19 protein-coding genes are annotated in these 23,314 nt (G+C 60.4%); 10 read left to right on the forward strand and 9 right to left on the reverse strand.

Annotated features, from left to right (window positions below; all coding sequences use genetic code 11):
- The first annotated feature begins 79 nt into the window (after positions 1-79).
- Positions 80-526 carry a 2-amino-4-hydroxy-6-hydroxymethyldihydropteridine diphosphokinase gene (gene folK, locus FAA97_RS01810; protein WP_136597679.1) on the forward strand — a complete coding sequence of 149 codons (447 nt, stop codon included), beginning with the start codon at positions 80-82 and terminating at the stop codon, positions 524-526.
- A gap of 36 nt (positions 527-562) precedes the next feature.
- On the opposite strand, the gene FAA97_RS01815 is transcribed toward folK, so the two are convergent.
- The 4 genes from FAA97_RS01815 to FAA97_RS01830 all read right to left on the reverse strand — a co-directional run bounded on the left by FAA97_RS01815 (position 563) and on the right by FAA97_RS01830 (position 4,402).
- Positions 563-1,111, reverse strand: a complete 549-nt coding sequence (locus FAA97_RS01815) for a hypothetical protein (RefSeq protein WP_136596817.1) — start codon at positions 1,109-1,111, stop codon at positions 563-565.
- A 133-nt stretch (positions 1,112-1,244) separates the two neighbouring features.
- The gene (locus FAA97_RS01820; protein WP_136596818.1) at positions 1,245-2,327 is read right to left on the reverse strand and encodes a YcjF family protein; all 1,083 of its coding nucleotides are present in this window, start codon (positions 2,325-2,327) and stop codon (positions 1,245-1,247) included.
- The gene (locus tag FAA97_RS01825) at positions 2,324-3,796 is read right to left on the reverse strand and encodes a YcjX family GTP-binding protein (RefSeq protein WP_136596819.1); all 1,473 of its coding nucleotides are present in this window, start codon (positions 3,794-3,796) and stop codon (positions 2,324-2,326) included. The genes FAA97_RS01820 and FAA97_RS01825 overlap by 4 nt, the downstream gene beginning before the upstream one ends.
- A 114-nt stretch (positions 3,797-3,910) precedes the next feature.
- Entirely contained in the window at positions 3,911-4,402 is a 492-nt protein-coding gene (locus tag FAA97_RS01830) for a SixA phosphatase family protein (protein WP_136596820.1), read from the reverse strand.
- A 270-nt stretch (positions 4,403-4,672) separates the two neighbouring features.
- Between FAA97_RS01830 and dksA the strand changes: the two genes are divergently transcribed.
- Positions 4,673-5,092 carry an RNA polymerase-binding protein DksA gene (gene dksA / locus FAA97_RS01835; protein WP_136596821.1) on the forward strand — a complete coding sequence of 140 codons (420 nt, stop codon included), beginning with the start codon at positions 4,673-4,675 and terminating at the stop codon, positions 5,090-5,092.
- Between the two features lie 134 nt (positions 5,093-5,226).
- Here the strand turns inward: dksA and FAA97_RS01840 are convergent, their stop codons facing one another.
- Positions 5,227-7,128 carry a flagellar biosynthetic protein FliO gene (locus tag FAA97_RS01840; protein ID WP_136596822.1) on the reverse strand — a complete coding sequence of 634 codons (1,902 nt, stop codon included), beginning with the start codon at positions 7,126-7,128 and terminating at the stop codon, positions 5,227-5,229.
- Positions 7,129-7,376: 248 nt separating this feature from the next.
- Between FAA97_RS01840 and cckA the strand changes: the two genes are divergently transcribed.
- On the forward strand, positions 7,377-9,998 hold the full coding sequence (gene cckA / locus FAA97_RS01845; protein WP_136596823.1) for a cell cycle histidine kinase CckA: 2,622 nt from the start codon (positions 7,377-7,379) through the stop codon (positions 9,996-9,998).
- Positions 9,999-10,085: 87 nt separating this feature from the next.
- Here cckA and FAA97_RS01850 read toward each other — a convergent pair whose 3' ends face one another.
- Positions 10,086-11,012 (reverse strand): pseudouridine-5'-phosphate glycosidase, encoded by a 927-nt coding sequence (locus FAA97_RS01850; RefSeq protein ID WP_136596824.1) that lies wholly within the window; start codon positions 11,010-11,012, stop codon positions 10,086-10,088.
- Positions 11,013-11,039: 27 nt separating this feature from the next.
- Complete coding sequence (locus FAA97_RS01855) at positions 11,040-11,984, reverse strand: carbohydrate kinase family protein (RefSeq protein WP_136596825.1); 945 nt, start codon at positions 11,982-11,984, stop codon at positions 11,040-11,042.
- Between the two features lie 242 nt (positions 11,985-12,226).
- Here FAA97_RS01855 and recA point away from each other — a divergent pair, with 242 nt between their 5' ends.
- Positions 12,227-13,315, forward strand: a complete 1,089-nt coding sequence (gene recA, locus FAA97_RS01860; RefSeq protein ID WP_136596826.1) for a recombinase RecA — start codon at positions 12,227-12,229, stop codon at positions 13,313-13,315.
- A gap of 156 nt (positions 13,316-13,471) precedes the next feature.
- The gene (alaS, locus tag FAA97_RS01865; protein ID WP_136596827.1) at positions 13,472-16,126 is read left to right on the forward strand and encodes an alanine--tRNA ligase; all 2,655 of its coding nucleotides are present in this window, start codon (positions 13,472-13,474) and stop codon (positions 16,124-16,126) included.
- A gap of 83 nt (positions 16,127-16,209) precedes the next feature.
- Here the strand turns inward: alaS and FAA97_RS01870 are convergent, their stop codons facing one another.
- On the reverse strand, positions 16,210-17,838 hold the full coding sequence (locus FAA97_RS01870) for a SulP family inorganic anion transporter (protein ID WP_136596828.1): 1,629 nt from the start codon (positions 17,836-17,838) through the stop codon (positions 16,210-16,212).
- 304 nt (positions 17,839-18,142) lie between these two features.
- On the opposite strand from FAA97_RS01870, the gene FAA97_RS01875 reads away from it, so the two are divergent.
- The gene (locus tag FAA97_RS01875; RefSeq protein WP_136596829.1) at positions 18,143-18,661 is read left to right on the forward strand and encodes a hypothetical protein; all 519 of its coding nucleotides are present in this window, start codon (positions 18,143-18,145) and stop codon (positions 18,659-18,661) included.
- A 33-nt stretch (positions 18,662-18,694) separates the two neighbouring features.
- Here the strand turns inward: FAA97_RS01875 and FAA97_RS01880 are convergent, their stop codons facing one another.
- Positions 18,695-19,909 (reverse strand): NADP-dependent isocitrate dehydrogenase, encoded by a 1,215-nt coding sequence (locus FAA97_RS01880; protein ID WP_136596830.1) that lies wholly within the window; start codon positions 19,907-19,909, stop codon positions 18,695-18,697.
- 217 nt (positions 19,910-20,126) lie between these two features.
- Here FAA97_RS01880 and FAA97_RS01885 point away from each other — a divergent pair, with 217 nt between their 5' ends.
- The 4 genes from FAA97_RS01885 (at position 20,127) to murI (ending at position 22,930) form a co-directional block, all read left to right on the forward strand.
- On the forward strand, positions 20,127-20,648 hold the full coding sequence (locus FAA97_RS01885) for a hypothetical protein (protein ID WP_136596831.1): 522 nt from the start codon (positions 20,127-20,129) through the stop codon (positions 20,646-20,648).
- A complete protein-coding gene (locus tag FAA97_RS01890) occupies positions 20,648-21,229 on the forward strand; it encodes a hypothetical protein (protein WP_136596832.1) in 582 nt (193 codons plus the stop codon). The genes FAA97_RS01885 and FAA97_RS01890 overlap by 1 nt, the downstream gene beginning before the upstream one ends.
- A gap of 65 nt (positions 21,230-21,294) precedes the next feature.
- Complete coding sequence (locus FAA97_RS01895) at positions 21,295-22,122, forward strand: RNA methyltransferase (RefSeq protein ID WP_136596833.1); 828 nt, start codon at positions 21,295-21,297, stop codon at positions 22,120-22,122.
- Positions 22,100-22,930: a glutamate racemase gene (gene murI / locus FAA97_RS01900; RefSeq protein WP_136597680.1), complete on the forward strand. Its 831-nt coding sequence runs from the start codon at positions 22,100-22,102 to the stop codon at positions 22,928-22,930. The genes FAA97_RS01895 and murI overlap by 23 nt, the downstream gene beginning before the upstream one ends.
- Positions 22,931-23,314 lie beyond the last annotated feature (384 nt).

Raw genomic sequence — 23,314 nt, forward strand, 5'->3', positions numbered from 1 at the left:
GCCCGAGCAGGAAACCCGCGACATCGGCACCGTTGCGACGCTTGGTCTTGGCGGCAATCTCGGCGATCCGGTTGCCGCGATGGCGCAGGCAATCCGATGGCTTGACGCGGATTCGGATTGCCGTGTTCTCGATGTTTCGCGTCTCTATCGGACGCCGCCCTGGGGGAAAACCGATCAGGCGGATTTCTACAATGCATGCGTCAAGCTCGAAACCCGGCGGATGCCGCATGACCTGCTTGACCTGTGTCTTGAGATAGAGCGGCGGATGAAGCGCGTTCGATCCGAACGTTGGGGGCCGCGCACAATTGATATCGATATTCTAACCTTCGGCTCGGTCGAGCTTGATAGTGATCGGTTGCATCTGCCGCATCCGCGCATGACGGAGCGTGCCTTCGTTCTGCTTCCGCTTGCCGATGTTGCTTGGGATCTTACGGTCAAGGGGCGGTCAGTCGATGCCTGGCTGCGTGACAGCGATCAGGCCGGCATTCGGGTCGAAAACGAAAGCCGCGCCTGGTGGCGCGGATGATCATGCAGTGCTCAGAATTTTGGTTGAGGGCAGGCCCTAATCGATGGAGCGCGCCTGGGCCACGGCTTGGCGGTTGAGTTTCAGGCCGATGACCGGGATCATCTGATCTTCAACCTTGACCGAAATCGTGATGTTCATCGAATCGTCTTCGTCGAGGCGTGCAACCATGGCGCCGCTCAGCTTGGCCCGGTTAATCCCCATGACGGCGCGATTGCCGGTGACCTGACCCGAGACGATGTCCAGGCCCTTGCCGTCGGCACCATCCAGAAACTGACCCTTATAGCCATCACCCATATTGGAAATGACCGCCGACATCGGCTGGCTGAACACGCCAACGCGGCAGGTGCCGTCGAGCTTCAGACCGGTCTCCTTACCGTTTGCCGCAAGCCCTGTCAGATTGCAGGTGAATTTCGTTCCCTTGTATTTTCCGGCGACAATCTCGCCCGGGCCTTTCCAGACGCCGGCGACCGACTCGAAAAAGCGTTTGTCACGCGAGGAGGCCTCTGCAAAGCCGGCCGGCATAAGAGCGATTGCAGCGAGAAGTGCAGCGCAGCGACCGACTGTCGAAGTAAGAAGAATGGACATGGTTGAACCTTGCTACGAGAAACCAGAGAGCCAACGCTAAAATACCGGCAGAGTGGTTAATGCTTTCTTGCTTTAGCCGCTTGCGACATTGCAATCAATCGTCATGGATCACAACGCCGAAATTGGCGCAAGGTTAATCTGCAGCTTGCCCCTTCGTGTCTGCCTTCGGGGAGGAAAGGTCACCCATGAACTCACCAATCCCGGGTCGCTTCAGGGCGTTGAAGGGCAGGGGGCGACAAAGGTCGATGGCTGAAATGCCGATTCGCGCCGTCATGAGCCCGTTGATGACGCCCTCTCCAAGTCGTGTTGACAGGCGTGCTGCAAGGCCGTGACCGACGATTTGCTGGGCCAATCCGTCACCGACGGCAATGGAGCCTGTCACGGCCAGATGCGCAATCACGTCGCGAAGCAGGCGCAGCATTCCAAGACTGCCCGGGCGGCCGCCATAAAGTTCGGCGATGGACCGGACCAGGCGGGTAATCTCAAAGGTGACATAGGCGAGATCGACAATTGCGCGCGGACTTACAGCCGTAATGACGGACACTCGCTTGACCGAACCGAGGACAAGCGCTCGGGCCCTGACATCAAGCGGTGCGAGAAGCTCGCGTTCGGCAAGTTCGATCAGCTGCGGGCCATCGATCACCTCATCGGCGAGGGCCTTGAGGTTGGCGGAACCCCGTGCTGCCTCTGGCCTTGACGAGAGAATGGCCAGCAGCCGGTCGACGACCTTCTGAGCCGGACGGCGGTCGCGCTGTCGGCTCGCCTCTGCAGCGTCGCTGCGCAAGGATTGCACTGCCGCCAGGCGATAAAGCCCCAACATCTCCCGCACCAGAAGGCCTGCCAAGGCGAAGGCGGCAATCGCTGCCGCAACGGCACCGGCATAACCGAGCCAATCGGATCGGGCAAAAAGGTCGCGGATGAGCTGGTCCACCCACAGGCCGAAGGCCAGTGAGAGCAGCGTGCCAATGGCCGCGAACGCAAGGTTGGACCATGAGACGCGCCGCCGCGGAGGGGCTGGCATCGCCTCTACCGCGTCTGCGAGAAAGGGATCGTCTTGGTCGGCGACGATCTCGACTGCGCCTGAAAAGGCGCGCGGTGGCCGAGATGTCTCTGCTTTGCCCGGTTCTGCTGCATCCTTCGCCACGGCAAAGGCCGCCGGGCGCCGTTTGCTGGCTTCTTCGGGTTTCGGAGAATAGGGGTCTGAGGGTTCTTTCATCCGAGGCGATCTCCCATCAGGAACTGCAGTGCACGGTCGAGCCGGATATGCGGCAGCGAGATATGCATTTCGCCAGTCCGCTCCAGTTTCGGCGGACGAAAGCGCACGAAGGAAACATCAGAGAGTTTTGCGGCTTGCGAGCCGATGTCCACGGCTCTGAAATAGGCCTGGGGATCAATCGGCAGGTCGCCGGGGAAGATCGCGGTCGACCGCTCGCCATCGAAGTCTTCCTCTCCGATGCGTTCACCCGGCATCGGGGTGCCAACGATGACGGGCAGCTCGTGCCCGTCCTGCCGCACGACGCCTTCGCGGGTGGCGCGCACCGAGGCGATTGCCATGACGTCAATACCCGCACCGCTTGCGCCGATGGTCTCCACCGCACGGTGAACAAGCCGGCGGGTCAGGTTCTCCAGTCGGTCGTGACTTTCATGGTGCAGATGGTCGGCTTTTGTCGCCGCGATCAAAACCTTGTCGATCCTGCGTCGGAGCAGGGCGGTGAGTGCGGAATTCTTGCCAGCCCTGAAGCAACCGAGGACGTCGACGAGTGCGCGTTCGAGATCCTGAACGGCTTCCGGCCCGCGGTTCAATGCCTGCAGGGCGTCAACCAGCACAATCTGGCGATCAAGCCGGGCAAAATGCTCGCGGAAGAAGGGCTTCACCACGACCGTTTTATAGGCTTCGAAGCGCCGCTCCATCATGGCGTGCAGTGAGCCCTTCGACGGGACATTGTCCGGCAGGGATGGGAGCGGCGCAAAGGTGAGGGCGGGCGACCCTTCGAGATCGCCAGGCATAAGAAACCGCCCCGGCGGCAGTGTCGACAGCGACCGTTCGTCCGATTTGCAGAGACGGAGATAGGTGGTGAAGGCTTCTGCGAGTTTGCGGGCGGTCGTCTCGTCAGCGACGGCTTCGGGGTCGATGCTGGCAGCCAGCTCCAGCCATGGGCGCGCAAGCTCGGCGCGAACACCTGTCTCGGCGAGTTCTGCGGTCTTCCTGCTGAAGGTGCGGTAGTCCTGATCGAGGAGTGGCAGGTCGAGAAGCCATTCTCCCGGATAGTCGACGATATCGATGGAAAGCCGTCCGGGTGTCAGCATGCGGGACCAGGCGCTCGCACTCTTGTAGTCAATTGTCAGTCGCAATTCCGATATGGCCCGGGTGCTGTCAGGCCAGATCCGGTCCGTTACCAATGCATTGACATGATCTTCATACTGGAAGCGCGGAACGGCATCGTCGGGCTGCTCTTCAAGTCTTGTGGCGGAGACACGGCCAGACCGCACGGGCTCGAACAATGGCAGCCGTCCGCCATGCAGCAGGTTGTGCACAAGGGAGGAGATGAAGACAGTCTTTCCGGCGCGCGACAGGCCGGTCACGCCGAGTCGAAGCGTCGGATTGATCAGGCTTGAGGCGCGATCGCCGAGATTGTCCAATACGATGGCGGCTTCATCCATCAATCCGGTCAGCGAGGGTGGCAACAGGTCTATCCGCTTGAGGTGGTGTCAAGGTGCAGTCCGACTGCGGGGAACAGAAGCGATATAGGTGGTGTGTACCGTGATCGGAAGGGGCAGCGCTCAAGCTGCTTATGGAATTCACCCAATCAGGAAATCGGACAGTCCCCAGCTGTTGTCTTTGGCGTCGAGAACAGCGAAACCGGAGGTCGGATAACCGTCGGGCACTGTCTTGCCGACCGTGTCGTGGCCGCAGAGGCGCGCCAAGACCTCTTCGATTGCCGGATTATGGCCGATCAAGAGCAGCGAGCGCACCCCTTGCGTGGCGCCGATGATTTCCAGATAGATTTCCGCAGGCGCGTTGTAGAGTTCGTCAACAAAGCGGGCGTCCTCCAGATCCGGAAAGGCGCGCGAGAAAGCCTCGAAGGTCTGCCTGCACCGCTTTGCTGTCGAGCTGATGACCAGATCAGGGCGGTACTCGCGATCGGCAGCGGCATTCGCCACCAGTTCAGCCTCGGCGTAACCCGCATCAGACAGAGACCGGTCAAAGTCACGGCTTCCGGGTTCGGCCCATCCGGATCTGGCGTGGCGCAACAGGTACAGTCGTTCGGCTTGCTGCAGATTGGAGATCATCCGGCCATTCCGCTTGATTTGCGAAGCCATCACGTAGCGGCTTCTGCCCCTTGCCGTCAACTGGCCCATGAGTGTCAGGTGATGGTGCCTGCCTTTAGGGAAGGAACAATCGGCAAACATGGAGCATATAAAATTTGTGCTTAAAAAATGACAGTTTAGCTGAAAAATGTGACAAACTTAAAAAGACAAAATCAACGCGATGCAGACTTGAACGACCAGTCGCGAAAGGATATACAGCCGCCCATTGAGATGTTCTTCGGGAGAATCGCGTTGAGTGAGAAGATCGATCTTAGCAACTACGTCTTGTCGGAAGAAGACGAGTTCATGAACACGAGCCAGCGGGCCTATTTTCGGGCCAAGCTGATTGCATGGAAGAATGAGATCCTCCGCGAAGCGCGCGAAACGCTTGATCATCTCGCCGAGGAAAGTGCCAACCACCCCGATCTCGCCGATAGAGCATCTTCGGAAACCGATCGCGCCATCGAGCTTCGTGCCCGCGATCGCCAACGCAAGCTGATCTCCAAGATCGATGCCGCCTTGCAGCGTATCGATGATGGAACCTACGGTTATTGCGAGGAGACGGGCGAACCTATCGGGTTGAAGCGTCTCGATGCCCGGCCAATCGCAACATTGTCGATCGAGGCGCAGGAGCGTCACGAGCGCCGTGAGAAGGTCTATCGCGACGAGTAAATATCCTCCGCTTGTTCACGGGTTGCGGTGCATGCGCCAAAGCCCGGGACAGCGATTGTCGCAGTCAGCTGTGATTTTTGAAACAGGCCCGTGGTGATCGCGGGCCTGTTTTCATTTGCGGAAATGCCGCCCCTTCAGGAGTTGCGGCTTGCCGACATTTCCCCAAAGATCCTGGCGATCTCGTTCTGCAAATTGGGATCGGTTTCTGCTTTCGCGCCATCCGGCTGACTGGTCGGTCTGCGGGCGACCAGGCCGTCGCCAAGCAAGATGTCAGCGGGCAATCGCGGGCTTTCCGAAGTGCTGCCGTGCATGGAAGCATATTGGTTGTCGTCATCGGCATCGCGTTTTGCCGGGATGGGAGATGCCGCGAGATGCATGGCCATTTCTTGTTCCAGAACCCGCTCGAAATCGCTCATATCGCGCTTTGGTGGCTCTGTTGGCTCAAGATGCACCGGTTCCGGCGTTCTGTCGAAGCGCTCCTGCGGGAAGGGGCGCGGTTCCGGTCCGTCAACCAGGACCTTGTGGCGCGCGACGTCCAGAATTTCTTCGACATCAGGCAGATCGACGGAGGCGTGCTCCGCGGCCGGGCTTTCATTCTGTTGTGAATTCTGTGGCTCGTCATCGCGCACTGCGATGCTGTCAGACCCTGTGCGCGGCTCTTCGTTCGGGACGTAGATATCGTCAATCTCGGTGAGTTCCGGCTGCAGCTCCATTACAGAATCGGCAATGGTCGGTTCGGGGATTTGCGGATCAATCACCGCATCCTGTTCGGTCGTCCGGTTGCGCTCGACCGGATCGAGCCCGAAGATCTGATCGAGCCCGGAGAGCCTGCTGGCCTGAGCAGTCTCCGCACTGCTGTCATCAAGGCTTGGCACCACGGTCGGCTCATCGGTCTTAAGGCTAGCGTCCTGCGATGCCGCGGCGGCAGGCTCTGAAGGTGCGGGCCAGCTTTCAGCAGGGTGCGAGATTTTGACCAGATCCTCGTCGATGGACGGCGCAACCGAAACAATCGGGACGACAGGTTCCAAGCGTTTCGGAATGTCGATCGACGTCAGCTCTTGCCGATTGTGATCCTCAGACAGCTTGGCTGAGGCTGGCGAAGTTGTGATCGCGTCGCTCTCCGGAAGCGCGTCGCGCTCTGGCACCAGGTTGTCGACAGCGCTGGAGCGGAGATTGTCATCAGGTTCAGCAGCGCTCACGGCAGACGCTGACAGCGTCGAGGCGAATGTCGCCGCTGCAAACAAGGTGGGCTCCGACCTTGCGCTTGCTGTGGCTTTTGCTGTCGGTGCCGGTTGGTCGGGGCGGCGCTCGGCAGCAATTGTCGGGGCAACAACGGGCACGGGCGGCGCTGAAGGGGCCTGGGCCGGGGGAGGTGCCTCGCTGCGATGATGCGTTACCGGCGCAACTTGGGCGACTTGTGGGGCAATGGGCTTCTCAGGCGGCTGCGCGTCGGGGCGAACAGGCGCTGCGGCGGCTGGGCTTTGAGGGCGGGATGGCGCGTCCGGGCGGCGATCGAGCGAAGCCGTGGGCATTGGCGCTGGCGGAACGGGCGGTGCGGCGGGCGCCACTCTTAAGGGCTGCTGCATGTTTGGCGCGGGCGTGCTCGGCGGGGTTGCTCTTGCAGCCGGCGATGCAGGCGGTGCGGAAAGTGCCAGCGCAGCAGTGTTGTCCAGTGCCTCGACGGCGACAGAGGGAGGCTCGGCGGCATTCTGCACGATTGCCGGCGCAGTGTTTGCCGTAGGTATGCGCTCGTCGCCAATACCGGTCTCGATGACGATATCCGTTGGTCCGCCGATCATCACGAGGTGTTCGACATTGTCGCGTCGGATCAAAACGATCCGTCGTCGCGTGTCGACAGCGGCTGCGTCGAGGATCTGCAGCCTGGGCTGCCGGTTGCGACCACCGCGGACGAAGGGTGATGGCGCGCGACTGCGCAGCAGCCAGAGCACGATGAAAAGGCAGAGTAGCCCCAAGGCGACGCCGAGGGCTGCGACCAGAAAATTGTCGCCGTAAGCGGACATCAGTTCATCGACCATATCTTTGGCTCCTTTACAGGCTTTCTGGCAGAAGACATCATATTGCGCAATCTGCGGCCAGTATGCGCCCGTTCTGTTCCCTAGCGACAGGTCTGTTTGTGCCCAGAATGCGGCATTCCTGTGGGATAGCGGGGATGTGTCGCGTCTTGAACCCTTTCTTTGCTTTTTGCGGTCAAGCCAAGTTGCTAAACAGAATGGCACGATTCTCGTTGGGATTGACGGAATCGCGGAATGAGCGAGAGGCCTCGATGACACGACAACTGACGGACCGCGACGGTGATGGCGCGCTTGTGGAGCGCCGCGGCGGCGCTGGCACGGCCCTGCGCATCCTGGTGCTCGCCCTTGTCCTGATCGCTGCGTCGGCGGCTTTCGTCTTCTTCCGCGAACAATTGGACAATCAGCTGTTTCTCGGTGTCCTGGGCGTTCTGGCGATGATGGGAATCTTCTTCATCGTTTCGGCGGTCATCGGCTTTGTCGAAGTTATGCCACAGCCGCAGGGCGACACGCTTGCGCGCCAGTTTCTGGCAAGCCAGCCTGAGGGCACGCTGATCACCGACGAGCAGGGGCGGATCGTATACGCCAACACTGCCTACGGGGCTTTGACCGGCGCGCAGAAGGCCGCCGAGGTGCAGACGCTGGAGGCCCTGTTGTCGCGCCACCGCGAGTCGAGCGAGGCGCTCTATCGCCTGACAAACGGCCTTCGTGAAGGGCGCGAGACCTATGAGGAATTTCGCCTGATGAAACCTCTGGGCAGCCAGGCCAGTGCCGGCTCGGGCGCCCACTGGTATCGGCTGAAGGCACGGCTATTGCCCGGCGACCGGCGCGGCCGCAACCTGCATGTCTGGCAGCTGTCTGACATCACCATCGAGCGTGACGACCAGGAGCGGTTCTTCAAGGAACTACAGCACGCCATCGATTATCTCGACCATGCCCCCGCAGGCTTCTTCTCCGCCGGACGCAAGGGTGAGATCTATTATCTCAATGCAACGCTTGCGGAATGGCTGGGGGTCGATCTTACCCAGTTCAATCCCGGTTCGATTTCCATTTCCGACCTCGTGGCGGGCGAGGGCATGGCGCTGATCGATTCCGTTCAGGCGGAACCGGGCCAGTCGCGGACCGAAACGCTGGATCTCGATCTGAGGCGGACCAATGGTCAGAGCCTGCCGGTGAGGCTGGTTCACCGCGTGCGGGCCGCCCGCGATGGTGCGCCGGGCGAGAGCCGATCGATTGTTCTGGCGCGCCAGCAGGGCGAAGGCGGCGATCACTCGGATTCCGTTGCCTCGATGCGCTTTACCCGCTTCTTCAACAACACGCCGATGGCCATCGCCTCTGTCGATGGCGAGGGCCGCATCCTGCGCACCAATGCGCCCTTCATGAAGCTATTCTCGGACATCATCTCGCGGGATGAAATCGATCGTCAGGAACGGATCGAGGTCGTGCTGCATGAAAGCGAGCGGGAAGCCTTTCGTCAGGCGCTTGCCTCGGCCAAGGATCGCCAGGTCGATATCGCGCCCATCGACAGTCGACATCCGACCAGCGATGTGCGCAACTTCCGCTTCTACGTCAATGCCGTCATCGATCAAAGCGACGAGGCGCCCGAAGAGGCTGCCATCGTTTACGCCGTCGATGTGACAGACCAGAAGGCGCTGGAAGCGCAGATGGCGCAGACGCAGAAAATGAATGCGGTCGGCACTTTGGCCGGTGGCATTGCACACGATTTCAACAATGTTCTGACCGCCATCCTGCTCTCCTCCGATCACCTGTTGTTGCAGGCGCGCCCCTCGGATGCGAGCTTTGCCGACCTGATGGAAATCAAGCGCAATGCGAACCGCGCTGCCGTGCTCGTGCGCCAGCTTCTGGCTTTCTCGCGCAAGCAGACCATGCGGCCATCCGTGCTCAATCTAACGGACGTGATCGGCGACCTCAGAATGCTGGTCGACCGCTTGATTTCCGGCACCAATGTCAAGCTGAAGGTCGAATATGGCCGCGATCTCTGGCCGGTAAAGACGGACCTTTCGCAATTCGAACAGGTGCTGATCAACCTCTGCGTCAATGCCCGTGATGCCATGCCGCAGGGCGGTGCGCTGACCGTTTCGACCCGCAACATATCGGCATCGGAGACGGAGGCCTTCAACTATCGCGGCCTGCCCGTCGAAGACATGGTGCTGATCGAGGTTGCCGATACCGGGACAGGCATCGCGCCCGATATCATGGACAAGATCTTCGAGCCCTTCTTCACCACAAAGGAAGTCGGCAAGGGGACCGGACTTGGCCTTGCCATGGTCTACGGCATCGTCAAGCAGTCGGGCGGCTACATCTATCCGGAATCGGAAGTTGGCAAGGGGACGGCCTTCCGCATCTTCCTGCCGCGCCATATTCCCGAGGTACAGGCCGTGCCTGAGGCGCAGCCCGTCAACGTCTCAGTCGATGGCGACACGATTACGGTTGCGGCTCCCACCGCTGAGGCGGCTGCCGAGCAGAAGGACCTCACCGGCAAGTCCGCCGTCGTGCTTCTGGTCGAGGACGAGGAGGCCGTGCGGCGCGGCGGCAAACGCATGCTGGAGACCCGCGGTTATACTGTGCATGAGGCAGGTTCGGGCGTCGAGGCGCTCGACATCATGGATGAGCTCGACGGTCAGGTCGACATCGTCGTTTCCGACGTGGTGATGCCGGAGATGGATGGGCCGACACTCTTGACCGAATTGCGCAAGAAGTACCCGGATCTCAAATTCATCTTCGTCTCGGGCTATGCCGAGGATGCCTTCGCCCGCAATCTGCCCGCGGAAGCGAAGTTTGGCTTCCTGCCGAAGCCGTTTTCGCTGAAGCAGCTGGCGGTTGCGGTGCGCGAAATGCTCGACGGCGAAAGCTGAGGTTTATAGCGCCAAGCTTCATCCGACCAAAAAAAAGACCGCCGGCAAGCACCGGCGGTCTCTTTGATTGAGCGCTGTCTCGCGAGGTCAGTTGCCCATGGCAACCGCGATTTCCGCTGCCAGACGGGCATTGTTCTCGACCAGCGCGATATTCGTCTTCAGGCTGCGGCCCTCTGTCAGATGGAAGATGTTGTCCAGCAGGTAAGGTGTCACGGCCTTGCCGGAGATCTCGTCACGTTCGGCATTGGCGAGCGCCCGGCCGATATAGATTTCCATTTCCTCGCGCGGGATCTCGTCTGCCTCCGGGACAGGATTTGCAATCAGCATGCCACCATCAATGCCGAGCTGGTCACGCATCTTCTGGAAATTGGCAATTGCCGCCGGGCTTGGCAGGCTGAGCGGACTTTTGAGACCTGAACTGCGCGACCAGAATGCCGGAAACTCCTCGCTGTCATAGGTCACGACCGGAACACCGCGGGTTTCCAGAACCTCAAGGGTTTTCGGCACGTCGAGGATCGCCTTGGCGCCGGCGCAGACGACGATGACGCCGGTGCGCGCCAGTTCCTCCAGATCGGCAGAAATGTCGAAGCTTTCCTCCGCGCCGCGGTGAACGCCGCCGATGCCGCCGGTCGCGAAGACCTTGATGCCGGCGCGGGCGGCCGCGATCATCGTGGCAGCAACCGTTGTCGCACCATGGCGGCGCTCCGCGATCGCAAAGGCGAGATCAGCCCGCGACACCTTCATGACATTGTCGAGCTTGGCCAGTGTTTCGAGCTGTTCCGGCTCAAGGCCGATATGCAGGGTTCCCTTGATCACCGCAATGGTCGCAGGCACGGCACCTTGCTGACGGATGATGTCTTCGACGCTCCGGGCCATCTCGATATTGCCGGGATAGGGCATGCCGTGCGTGATGATCGTCGATTCCAGTGCGACGAGTGGTGCGCCGCGCTGTTTTGCGGCGCTGACTTCAGCCGAGTAACTGATCGGAAGAAGGGGCGAAATGGGACGTGTCATTGGCAACTCTCTAAAAAACCTGTTTCCTCATGGCAGGAAACGGGCCTCCGGGACAAGGGTGATTTGCGCGGCAAGGCTTGATGCAGACAGGTTTTCATCCGTCGCGCGGTGGCAGGCAAGGGTGAGCGTTGCCGATGCAACGGCGCGACGCAGACGTTCAGTGAGCTCTATGCCGGAGAGCAGGCCATCGAGATAGCCCGCGGCAAAGGCATCGCCGGCGCCCGTGACATCGGCAATGGTGGTCAGCGGCTTTGGCTCGATAACAGCGGTCTGATTTCCGGCAAAGGCGATGGCGGGCCCACCGCCGGAGGTGACGGTGCCGCCGCGCAAACCGCAGGCCTTCAGCAGGCGCGGCCACTCTTCCGGATGGCCCGCAGGCTCGCCGACGATGGCTTCCGCTTCCGCGGCGTTCATGAACAGGTGGTCGAGCAGCGGAAGCGCGCCGCGCAGTTTCGTCACCTTGGCGGGCGAAATGGCGATGGCTGCAAGCGGTCGGCCGCGCGCGGCACATTCCTTTGCAAGAGCCGTCAGGGTTTCTGCAGGAAGATTGGCATCGCAAAGGACATAGCCTGCCGCGTCAAGACTGTCGCGCAGGCTGCGCGCGCGCAGACGCCGGGCGCTGAAGGCATCGTAGAGCGCCATATCGGCCAGTGCGATCACGAGATTGCCGTCCCGCTCCAGGATCGCCGTATAGCTCGGCGTGGCCCGGTCGAGAAACATGACCGGCTGGTCATCAAGGCCCGCGCGCTCCGCAGCATCAGCGACCTGCGCGCCCGCCGCATCTCCGCCCCGTGGCGCAATCAGCCGGATGGAACGACCCAGACGTGACAGATTGCAGGCCGCGTTGAAGACACCGCCGCCAACCTCCTCGAACCATTTGCCGGGATTGCTCGCCCCGGGTTTTGTCGGTCCAAAAAGTGAACCGCGGCGATCGATATGGGCACCGCCGATGGCAAGCAGATCGGTGTTCACGGATAAAATTCCTTTGTCTCAACTGTTGCGAATCGCCCGCCCGCCTTTTCATCCGGGACCGTCTCGCCAGGCGACGCGCCGACAATGCCAGCCAGTGTTGGAACATAATTCGAACACGCGTCAAAATACCATTTGAAATCATGGCCTTGATGTGGGCTTGCAAAACGAGAACAAAAGGCGTACATACTGTCCATCGGCGGCTTCATTGCCTATGCGGCTTCAATAACCTAAAGGTGGATCGAATGGCACAGAATTCTTTGCGGCTGGTAGAGGACAAATCGGTGGATAAAAGCAAGGCATTGGAAGCGGCGCTCTCGCAGATCGAGCGCTCGTTCGGCAAGGGCTCGATCATGAAGCTCGGCGCCAACGAGAGTGCGGTCGAGGTGGAGACGGTTTCGACCGGTTCGCTCAGCCTCGATATCGCGCTTGGCATTGGCGGCTTGCCGAAGGGGCGTATCATTGAAATTTACGGGCCTGAAAGCTCGGGTAAGACGACGCTGGCGCTTCAGACAATTGCGGAAGCTCAGAAAAAGGGTGGCATCTGCGCCTTCGTCGATGCGGAACATGCGCTCGATCCGGTCTATGCCCGAAAGCTTGGTGTCGACCTGCAGAACCTTTTGATTTCGCAGCCCGATACCGGTGAGCAGGCGCTTGAAATTACAGATACGCTGGTGCGTTCCGGTGCTGTCGACGTCCTGGTCGTCGACTCGGTGGCAGCGCTCACGCCGCGTGCGGAAATCGAAGGTGAAATGGGCGACAGTCTGCCGGGTCTGCAGGCGCGTCTGATGAGCCAGGCATTGCGCAAGCTGACGGCTTCGATCTCGAAGTCGAAGACCATGGTTATCTTCATCAACCAGATCCGTATGAAGATCGGCGTCATGTTCGGTTCGCCGGAAACGACGACGGGTGGTAATGCGCTGAAATTCTATGCCTCTGTGCGTCTCGACATCCGCCGCATCGGTTCGGTCAAGGATCGCGAAGAGGTGGTCGGCAACCAGACCCGCGTCAAGGTCGTGAAGAACAAGATGGCGCCTCCCTTCAAGCAGGTTGAGTTCGACATCATGTATGGCGAAGGCGTATCGAAGACCGGTGAGCTGGTCGACCTTGGCGTCAAGGCCGGCATCGTCGAAAAATCCGGCGCCTGGTTCTCCTACAATAGTCAGCGTCTGGGGCAGGGGCGTGAGAACGCCAAGAACTTCCTGCGCGACAACCCGGCGCTGGGCCAGGAGATCGAAATGGCCTTGCGCCAGAATGCCGGTCTGATTGCGGAAAAATTCCTGCAGAATGGTGGCCCGGATGCCAATGATGGCGACGGCGCCGAGGATGCGTGAGATCCTCTGATCTCGACTGGAAAGTGAAGCCGGCCGCGTTTCGATGGAGACGCGGCCGGTTTTCCATTGCGCGGCTGGACAGCGCTTCTGACGGGCGATAAAAGCCATTGATTTTGGAAAAAGTGGCCGAAATTCGGCGTGAATGAAGGGCGTGACATGAGCGGTGTAAACGACATTCGGTCGACTTTCCTCGACTACTTCAAGACGAACGGTCATGAGGTCGTTTCCTCAAGCCCGCTTGTGCCGCGTAACGACCCGACGCTGATGTTCACCAATGCCGGCATGGTGCAGTTCAAGAACGTGTTCACGGGGCTTGAACATCGTCCCTACTCGACGGCCGCGACAGCGCAGAAATGCGTCCGCGCCGGCGGCAAGCATAACGATCTGGACAATGTCGGTTATACGGCGCGTCACCACACCTTCTTCGAAATGCTCGGGAATTTCTCCTTTGGCGACTATTTCAAGGAGCGGGCGATCGAGCTTGCCTGGAACCTGATCACCAAGGAATTCGGTATCGACCGGAACCGGTTGCTGGTTACCGTCTATCACACGGACGACGAGGCGCATGGCCTGTGGAAGAAGATCGCCGGGCTGTCTGATGACCGGATCATCCGCATCGGGACCAGCGACAATTTCTGGGCCATGGGCGATACCGGTCCCTGCGGTCCCTGTTCGGAAATTTTCTATGATCACGGCGATCACATCTGGGGAGGCCCTCCGGGCTCGCCGGAAGAGGATGGTGACCGCTTCATCGAGATCTGGAATCTCGTCTTCATGCAATACGAGCAAATCACCAAGGAAGAGCGGGTGGATCTGCCGCGTCCGTCGATCGATACGGGCATGGGCCTGGAGCGCGTCGCCGCTCTTTTGCAGGGCAAGCACGACAACTATGACATCGACCTGTTCAGGGCGCTGATCGAGGCTTCGGTCGAAATGACGGGCGTCAAGGCTGAGGGCGAGAGACGCGCAAGCCATCGTGTCATTGCAGACCATCTGCGGTCGTCGGCATTCCTGATCGCTGACGGTGTCTTGCCGTCGAATGAGGGTCGCGGTTACGTCCTGCGCCGCATTATGCGCCGCGCCATGCGGCACGCGCAACTGCTCGGCGCCAAGGATCCGATCATCTACAAGCTGCTGCCGGTTCTGGTGCAGCAGATGGGCCGCGCTTATCCCGAGCTGGTTCGCGCCGAAGCGTTGATTTCCGAAACGCTGAAGCTTGAGGAAACCCGCTTCCGCAAGACGCTCGAGCGCGGTCTGACGCTCTTGTCGGATGCGACCTCGACCTTGGGTAAGGGCGATAGCCTCGACGGCGAAACAGCCTTCAAACTTTATGACACCTATGGTTTTCCGCTGGATCTTACGCAAGATGCGCTGCGCAGCCGCGAAATTGGCGTGGATCTCACGGGCTTCAACGATGCGATGCAGCGTCAGAAGGCAGAGGCACGCGCCAGCTGGGCCGGCTCGGGTGACAAGGCGCAGGAAACGGTCTGGTTTGAGCTCAAGGAAAAATTCGGCGCCACCGAGTTCCTTGGCTATACCTCAGAAACTGCGGAAGGCCAGATTCTGGCCCTGGTGCAGGACGGCAAGCTTGTTGAGCGGGCCGATGCCGGTGCCGAAGTTCAGGTCGTCGTGAACCAGACGCCCTTTTATGGCGAGTCGGGCGGTCAGATGGGCGATGCCGGCGTCATCGTCGGCGAAGGCTTCTCGCTTGCCGTCAGCGATACCCAGAAGAAGGGCGAAGGCGTCTTCGTGCATGTGGCAACTGTGGCGAACGGTGTGGCCACCGCCGGTGTGGCGGTGACACTGACCGTTGATCACGCCCGTCGCTCGCGCCTGCGCTCCAACCACTCGGCAACCCATCTTCTGCATGAGGCGCTTCGCGAAGTGCTCGGTACGCATGTGGCCCAGAAGGGCTCGCTGGTCGCTCCGGAGCGTCTGCGCTTCGACATCTCGCACCCAAAGCCGATCTCTGCCGAGGAGTTGAAGATCGTTGAAGAGATGGCGAACGAAATCATCATCCAGAACGCGCAGGTCACCACGCGCCTCATGGCTGTGGATGATGCCATTGCCGAAGGCGCAATGGCGCTGTTCGGCGAGAAATACGGTGATGAGGTCCGTGTCGTCTCGATGGGAACCGCTGTGCGCGGCGAGAAAAAGGGCAAGAGCTACTCAACCGAACTCTGCGGCGGCACGCATGTATCGGCGACTGGTGACATCGGCCTGGTCCGTCTCGTGGGCGAAAGTGCGGTGGGCGCCGGGGTGCGCCGTATCGAAGCCCTGACCGGCGAGGCCGCTCGCAACTATCTGGCGGAGCAGGATGAACGCGTCAAGGCGCTCGCCTCGGCCCTGAAGGTTCAGCCGACGGACGTCGTGGCCCGCGTCGAGGCGCTCGTCGATGAGCGCCGCAAGCTCGAAAAGGAACTTGCCGACGCCAAGCGCAAGCTGGCCATGGGCGGTGGTGCGGCACAGGCAGATCAGCCGCGCGTCATCAATGGCGTCAACTTCATCGGTCGCAACCTGGCGGGCGTCGAGGCAAAGGATTTGAAGAGCCTGGCCGACGAGGCGAAAGCCGGAATCGAGAGCGCTGTCGTGGTGCTGATTGCTGCGGGTGACGATGGCAAGGCAAGCGCTGTTGTCTCGGTGACGCCGGATTTGACGGCGCGCTTCAGCGCGGTGGATCTCGTGCGGATCGCCTCCGGCGCGCTCGGCGGCAAGGGCGGTGGTGGCCGGCCCGATATGGCGCAGGCCGGTGGTCCTGACGGGGACAAGGCCGACGAAGCGATCGAGGCGGTGGCTGCGGCTCTTGCCTGATAGGCTTCGTCCGTTTACTCGCTCAGCAAAGGCCGGTCCTCAGGATCGGCCTTTTCGTTTGGCCTGCGCTGCTCGTCGAGCACTCATGCGGCTTTGCGCCGGGTCGCAATGGTCCGCATTGCCGATTGCATGTCCGGTTCAAACCGCGCGGTTGCGTCGCTGATTTCATGATGCAGCAGCATGGCGTGAAGATCCGGGCGGCTGGAGACAATATAGACCCGCGTGCCATGCCGTGCCGCGCTGCGGACAACGCCGGCCAGCGCGTTGATGCCTGAGGCATCGATGAAAACAATGCCAGAGCAATCCAGGACCAGGTTGCGATGCTGGTCCCCGATCCGGTCGAGGACTGCAGTCGCTGTCGCCACCGCGCCAAAGAAGAAGGCGCCATCAAGCCGGTAGACAATGGTCTCGGCGTCGCTGCCATCCACTGGACGCTCTGTCTCGCGTGAGGCTACCTGCAAACGGCTCGCCATCTGGTGGATGAATTGCACAGAGGCGAGCGCAAAGCCGACCAGAATGCCTTCGGTGAGGTCACGGAAGACCACAAGCAGGAAGGTCACAGCGAGGATCACCGTTTCAGCCCGCGATGTGCGGATCAGAGCGGCGATCGCCGGCCGCTCGATCATGTTCCAGGAGACGACGGCCAGAACACCTGCCAAGGCCGCAAGGGGAATATAGGAGGCAAGCGGGGCGGCAATCAGCATGAAAGCGAGCAGGAAGACGGCGTGCAACATGCCGGAAACTGGACTCGTTGCGCCGGCGCGCACATTGGTGGCGGTTCTGGCAATCGTGCCCGTTACACAGATGCCGCCGAACAGGGCAGAGGCGATGTTGGCCACGCCTTGCGCCACCAATTCCGTATTGGAGCGATGCCGGCGGCCCGTCATTCCGTCAGCGACGACGGCAGAAAGAAGCGATTCGATGGCCCCGAGCAGCGCAAAGGCAATCGCGTCAGGCAGGACGGCAATCGCAAGCTGCAGCGACAGATCGGGAAGGGTCGGTACAGGGAGGCTGGAGGGGATGCCGCCGAATTTTGTGCCGATGGTCGGAACAGGCAGTTCGAGAAGAGCGGCGGCAAGCGATGCCGAAATGACCGCGATCAGCAAGCCCGGCCAATGGGGTCGATAATGGCGAATGGCCAAAATAGTGAGGATGGTGAGGCTCGCAATTCCGGCGGCGGCTGGCGAGATCGTGGTGAGCGAATTTGCCAGTGCGGGAAGTTTTTCCAGAAGCGGACCGGGTTCCGGCCCGGTGAGCTGAAGCCCCAGCAATTCGCTGATCTGGCTTGAAAAGATGATCACGGCTATACCCGCCGTGAAGCCGACGGTGACGGGATAGGGGATGAACTTAATATAGTCCCCTAGTCGAAAGAAGCCGGCCAACGCCAAAAGAACACCTGACATCGCCGTCGCCAGCAGCAGGCCGTCGATGCCGTGGCGCGAGACAGTGGCCGCAACCAAGACGATGAAGGCACCGGCCGGGCCTCCGATCTGGTGCCGGCTGCCGCCGAGCAACGAGACAAAGAAACCGCCGATGATGGCAGTGTAAAGGCCCCTGTCTGGTGTCACGCCCGAGGCGATTGCAATCGCCATGGAGAGTGGCAGAGCAACGATGGCGACGGTCAAGCCCGCCAGGGCATCAGCTTGCAAGCGCGAGACGCTGTAGCCCTCGCGATAAACGCTCACGGATTTCGGTAGCAGGGCTTCGCGCATGTCTCGACGGATTGTCTCTTGGATGGGCCGCTCGGGCAGGTAGATCATTCCATACAAAACTGAGTCCATCGCATTTGCAATGAGTTGGCCGGCAGCACGAGGCCCGCTTGCATTAGCTTTTGGTCGAGGGTGTTTGAGGGGATATCGTGATTTGCCGGCTCTTGGGCCTGATGGGCATGTCTGTTCGTCAAGCCTTACTCCCCGGCAAGCGCCCTTCGAAATCTCTGGAGAAGAGTGGCAGAGATCGACAGGAATGCGTCGGTTCATGCTAGAGCTAGACGTTTCCCTTGTTCGCGTGAAGACAATGCAGAGCACCCAGCAGTTTCCGATTTTGATCGCCTATCCCCGCCGCGCCACGCATCTCTTGCTGATCGTGAGTGCCGCCATCGGCCTGTCTGTCTCTGCAGGTGGTCTGCTCGGCCAAATCCTGAACGGCGCCTGGGCCTGCGTGTTCACCATGGCTTATTTGGTGATCTTTGCTCTCTGCTATGTCGTCATTCACCGCGGGCTGAAACAGCTCGCCGCATCCATGAAGCCGGTCGTCGAGCTGAACGATGAGGAGATCATTCATTTTCCGAGCGAGACCCGGATCGGCTGGGCTAATATCGTCGATCTGGCGCAGCGCCGCAGCAGGGGGGTATGGGTGATCTCGATCCGCCATTTGCGCGAAGAGCAGCCGGACGTAGTCGAGACTTTCGACCTGCCTTTGTCAGGCATGTCTGTATCCGGTCACCGATTGGGGCGCAGCATCCGCCAGCGTTTCGCCGCCTTCGACGGCGCGGATGAGGGGGGCTATGACGTAAAAACCCGGCCACTTTCGTGACCGGGTTCCTGATGCTCAGATGTCTTGCGACGATCAGGCCGCCATGGCCTTCTTGAGGTTTTCGTCGACCTTGTCGAGGAAGGCGGTGGTCGAGAGCCACGGCTGGTCCGGACCGATCAAGAGCGCCAGATCCTTGGTCATGAAGCCGGCTTCTACCGTGTCGACGCAGACCTTCTCAAGCGTGGTCGCGAACTTCGCCAGCTCGGCATTGTCATCGAGCTTGGCGCGGTGCGCGAGGCCGCGGGTCCAGGCGAAGATCGAAGCGATCGAGTTGGTCGAGGTTTCCTGGCCCTTCTGGTGCTGGCGATAGTGACGCGTCACCGTGCCGTGAGCCGCTTCGGCTTCGACGGTCTTGCCATCGGGGGTCAAGAGAACCGAGGTCATCAGGCCGAGCGAGCCAAAGCCCTGAGCAACGGTGTCGGACTGGACGTCGCCGTCATAGTTCTTGCAGGCCCAGACATAGCCGCCGGACCACTTGAGCGCCGAGGCAACCATGTCGTCGATCAGGCGGTGTTCGTAGGTGATGCCGGCTTCGTCGAACTGGGCCTTGAATTCGGTCTGATAGACTTCTTCAAAGATGTCCTTGAAGCGACCGTCATAGGCCTTGAGAATCGTGTTCTTGGTCGACAGGTAGACGGGCCACTTGCGCATCAGGCCATACATCATCGAAGCGCGGGCGAATTCGCGGATCGAATCGTCGAGGTTGTACATGGCCATGGTGACGCCGGCGCCGGGAGCGTCGAAGACGTCCTTCTCGATCACGGTGCCGTCTTCGCCGACGAACTTGATCGTAAGCTTGCCCTTGCCCGGGAACTTGAAGTCGGTCGCGCGGTACTGGTCACCGAAGGCGTGACGGCCGACGACGATCGGCTTTGTCCAGCCGGGAACGAGACGCGGCACGTTCTTGCAGATGATTGGCTCGCGGAAGATGACGCCGCCGAGGATGTTGCGGATCGTGCCGTTCGGGCTCTTCCACATCTGCTTCAGGCCAAACTCCTCGACGCGCTGCTCGTCGGGCGTGATGGTCGCGCACTTGATGCCGACGCCGTGCTTCTTGATGGCGTGCGCGGCGTCGATGGTGACCTGGTCATTGGTCGCATCGCGATTTTCTACCGAAAGGTCGTAATATTCAATGTCCAGATCGAGATAGGGCAGGATCAGCTTTTCCTTGATGAACTGCCAAATGATGCGGGTCATCTCGTCGCCGTCGAGATCGACGACCGGGTTGGCTACCTTGATCTTGCTCATGAATATCCTCGCGGGGTTGGTGCCTGATGGACGAGCGCTTGCAGGCGCCGTGCCGATGGCCTGCCTATAACATTCTCTTCTGCCAAGGCAAACAGGGCAGGGCCTTTTCGGCCAAAAACTGAGTTCAGACTTTCGATATCTGCTTGCTCCCAATCTTGGCCCGGAGAACTGCCGCAGCATCGGCTAGAAGAAAGCCGATGAAACTTTGGAGATGCCGATGCGAACCCTTACGATGTCACTGCTTTTGAGTATGCTGGCCAGCCAAGCCCCGGCGGCTTTCGATGTCACTGAACCTGTTCGCGATGTGGTGGAGGCGACAGCCCGAAATTGGGATGAAGGTACAACGGGGCAGGTAGAAGAGGTTTTCAGTCCCGAGCGCCTCCAGAACCGGTTCAGCAAGGATTTCGCGGAGGCCTTTACCGCGGCCTCGAAGAACCCGCCCCATGATCTTCCAGAGGGTGAAACGACCGGCTTTCCCTTCGACTACGATCCCATCGCACAGGGCCAGGATGGCTGCCCCTTCAAGAATATACGGATCGAAGACGATGGTGACGGGCAGGTGACCGCGCTGTTTGACAATCGCTCCTGCTTCGACGGGACTTCTGCCGCCGATACCGTATTGATCTTCCACGTCGTGGAAGAGGCGGGCAGGGCTGTCATCGACGACATCTATCCCGTGGTTGAAGGTGAGAGTGGCGAGTCGATCAAGCAGGCGCTGAAACGACAGGGAGGCTTGTGATGGTTGTCGCCCACGCGTCTGCCTTTTCGCTCGCATTGCTGTTTGCATGGCTTCCGACGCAGGCTCTGGCGTCAGATGGTGCCTATCCAGTCAAGGTGCTGATGAGTGTTGCCGGCTGGAAGGGGGCTGATGCGCCGGATGTTCAGGCTTCCGGCTATTTCGACGATAGCCTGTTGTCGACGATCTACAGCCAGAGTTTTGTCGAAGTCTACAGGCTCGCACAGAAGACCGATGAACTTCAGGATGGTTCCGGCTACATGACCGGATATGACGTGGTCATCGGCGGTCAGGATTCCTGCGAACTGAAGGATGTTCGCATTGAAACGGGAGCCAGATCTGGCGGTGTGACGCCAGTCTCCGTCTATTTCGACGCCATGTCCTGCTTCGGGCACGCGCCGGATCTGTCAAAGCCCCAGGTCGTCTTCCATGTCATCGAAGAGGACGGGAGAGCGGTGATCGACAATTTCTGGAACCGCGATAACAGGAGCGGCGATGTCCTGTCGTCGGTAAAGAATGAATATGCGGATTTCACGCGCGACTATCTGACCTTCCGGGTTACAGGCGCCTGGCCCAAGCAATGAGCGAAGGTCTTTAAGGCGGGGCATTTTTATGCCAAGGGGTGCCCGACACTTTCAAAGGGCAGATCATGGCGGGCACGAATAGCGAGCGCATACTTTTGGCCGAAGGGCCGGCGATCATTCTGGTGGAGCCGCAACTGGGCGAGAACATCGGCATGGTGGCGCGCGCCATGGCCAATTTCGGTCTCGCCGAACTCCGGCTGGTCAATCCGCGTGATGGCTGGCCATCGGACAAGGCGCGCTCGGCTGCCGCGAAGGCAGACCATGTCATCGACGGGACGGTGGTTTACGATCGGCTTGAAGGCGCCGTCGCCGACCTAAATTTCGTCTATGCGACGACCGCGCGTTCGCGCGACGGCTTCAAGCCCGTGCGCTCGCCGGTGACGGCGGCGGAGACCCTGCGCGGCCGTTTCCGTTCCGGCGAGAAGACGGGCATTCTCTTTGGACGCGAGAAATCCGGCCTTTCCAACGAGGATGTGGCGCTGGCCGACGAGATCGTGACCTTCCCGGTCAACCCTGCCTTTGCGTCACTGAACATCGCTCAGGCCGTGCTCCTGATGTCGTATGAATGGATGAAGTCCGGCATGGAGGACCACCATGCGGTGGCTTTTGATGCGCCGGAGCAAGCGCAGGCGAGCAAGCAGGAGGTGATCGGCCTGTTCGAGCATGTCGAGCAGGCACTTTCGGTGCGCAATTATTTCCATCCGCCGCATAAAAAGGCCAAATTGGTCGACAACTTGCGCGCTGTTCTGACCAGGCGTTCCTATACGTCGCCAGAGATCCACGTTTTGCGCGGCATCATCACGTCGCTCGACCGGTTCTCCCGCCCTGGCCAGATCACGGTTTCTAGCCAATCTGGGGATGATGGGCATGATGGTGGCACCGCAGGCGACTGACGCGACAGCGAATGGCGCAAAGCCGATCCTGGTTTTTGATTCCGGCATTGGCGGCTTGACCGTTCTCAGGGAAGCGCGCCTGCTGATGCCGGAGCGCGGCTTCATCTATGTCGCTGACGATGCCGGCTTTCCCTACGGCGGCTGGGAGGAAGCACCATTGCGCGCCCGGATCGTTTCGCTCTTCGAGACGCTGCTTGCCCGTTTCAATCCGGAAGCTATCATCGTGGCGTGCAACACCGCCTTTACGCTGGCGGGGGCCGATCTGCGGCAGGCGTTTCCGGAGATGCGCTTCATCGGCACCGTGCCGGCGATCAAGCCGGCTGCAGAGCGAACGCGCTCGGGTCTGGTCTCTGTTCTTGCGACACCCGGCACCGTCAAGCGCGCCTATACGCGTGATCTCATCCAGTCTTTTGCCACGCGCTGCCATGTGCGGCTGGTTGGCTCTGAGAACCTTGCTCGCATGGCGGAGGCGTATATCCGGGGCGAGGCCATCGAGGATGCCGATGTCCTTGCCGAGATTGCCCCATGCTTTGTCGAGCAGGATGGCGCACGCACCGACATCGTCGTGCTCGCCTGCACGCACTATCCCTTTCTCGCCAATGTCTTCCGCCGGCTGGCGCCATGGCCGGTCGACTGGCTTGATCCGGCAGAGGCGATTGCCCGCCAGGCGCGCCGTTTGGTGCCGCTTGTCGAGGGCCAGGAGCATCCGGATGGTTTCGATTTTGCCGTCTTCACCTCGGGCAACCAGGATTTTTCGACGCGACGGCTGATGCAGGGGATGGGGCTGTCGATGTCCAGTGTCGGCTAACGGTCGATAGTTATAGGGTGCGACAATCTGTTGCAGGCTTGCAACGCGATCCGTCAGTTTTCGCAATCTTCAATTGCATGCTTGCCCTTCGGTGATTCCGATGGCATGGTTTTCCCGTCCGCAACTTTTTAGAAACAGGAGGCGTTAGATGACTCATGATCGTTCGTATATGCGCCTCTCTGGCGGATACGTGTCCACCGCGGTGCGACCAGGCATTCCGACGACACGCTAAGCTTTCGAGCTTATTTCCAGCCATTCCGGCGCTTTATCTCTCTAACGTAACTCGATAGGTCTCCGCTCGCCTCAGTGCGTGTCCGTGGCTTGTCTTTCACTGTCTTCAATTTGGGAGACCCGGCCATCCGTATGGCCCGGGTAAGATATCGT

Source organism: Peteryoungia ipomoeae (assembly GCF_004912165.1).
In the GTDB taxonomy this organism is placed as follows: Bacteria; Pseudomonadota; Alphaproteobacteria; order Rhizobiales; family Rhizobiaceae; genus Allorhizobium; species Allorhizobium ipomoeae.

Bases quoted from the DNA above. Each gene is read 5' to 3' on its own strand.
- folK (WP_136597679.1), top strand. From the start codon at position 80: ATGGCGCAGGCAATCCGATGGCTTGACGCGGATTCGGATTGCCGTGTT.
- FAA97_RS01815 (WP_136596817.1), bottom strand. From the start codon at position 1,111: ATGTCCATTCTTCTTACTTCGACAGTCGGTCGCTGCGCTGCACTTCTC.
- FAA97_RS01820 (WP_136596818.1), bottom strand. From the start codon at position 2,327: ATGAAAGAACCCTCAGACCCCTATTCTCCGAAACCCGAAGAAGCCAGC.
- FAA97_RS01830 (WP_136596820.1), bottom strand. From the start codon at position 4,402: ATGATCTCCAATCTGCAGCAAGCCGAACGACTGTACCTGTTGCGCCAC.
- FAA97_RS01840 (WP_136596822.1), bottom strand. From the start codon at position 7,128: ATGGTCGATGAACTGATGTCCGCTTACGGCGACAATTTTCTGGTCGCA.
- cckA (WP_136596823.1), top strand. From the start codon at position 7,377: ATGACACGACAACTGACGGACCGCGACGGTGATGGCGCGCTTGTGGAG.
- FAA97_RS01850 (WP_136596824.1), bottom strand. From the start codon at position 11,012: ATGACACGTCCCATTTCGCCCCTTCTTCCGATCAGTTACTCGGCTGAA.
- recA (WP_136596826.1), top strand. From the start codon at position 12,227: ATGGCACAGAATTCTTTGCGGCTGGTAGAGGACAAATCGGTGGATAAA.
- alaS (WP_136596827.1), top strand. From the start codon at position 13,472: ATGAGCGGTGTAAACGACATTCGGTCGACTTTCCTCGACTACTTCAAG.
- FAA97_RS01870 (WP_136596828.1), bottom strand. From the start codon at position 17,838: ATGCGCGAAGCCCTGCTACCGAAATCCGTGAGCGTTTATCGCGAGGGC.
- FAA97_RS01875 (WP_136596829.1), top strand. From the start codon at position 18,143: ATGCAGAGCACCCAGCAGTTTCCGATTTTGATCGCCTATCCCCGCCGC.
- FAA97_RS01880 (WP_136596830.1), bottom strand. From the start codon at position 19,909: ATGAGCAAGATCAAGGTAGCCAACCCGGTCGTCGATCTCGACGGCGAC.
- FAA97_RS01885 (WP_136596831.1), top strand. From the start codon at position 20,127: ATGCGAACCCTTACGATGTCACTGCTTTTGAGTATGCTGGCCAGCCAA.
- FAA97_RS01890 (WP_136596832.1), top strand. From the start codon at position 20,648: ATGGTTGTCGCCCACGCGTCTGCCTTTTCGCTCGCATTGCTGTTTGCA.
- FAA97_RS01895 (WP_136596833.1), top strand. From the start codon at position 21,295: ATGGCGGGCACGAATAGCGAGCGCATACTTTTGGCCGAAGGGCCGGCG.
- murI (WP_136597680.1), top strand. From the start codon at position 22,100: ATGGTGGCACCGCAGGCGACTGACGCGACAGCGAATGGCGCAAAGCCG.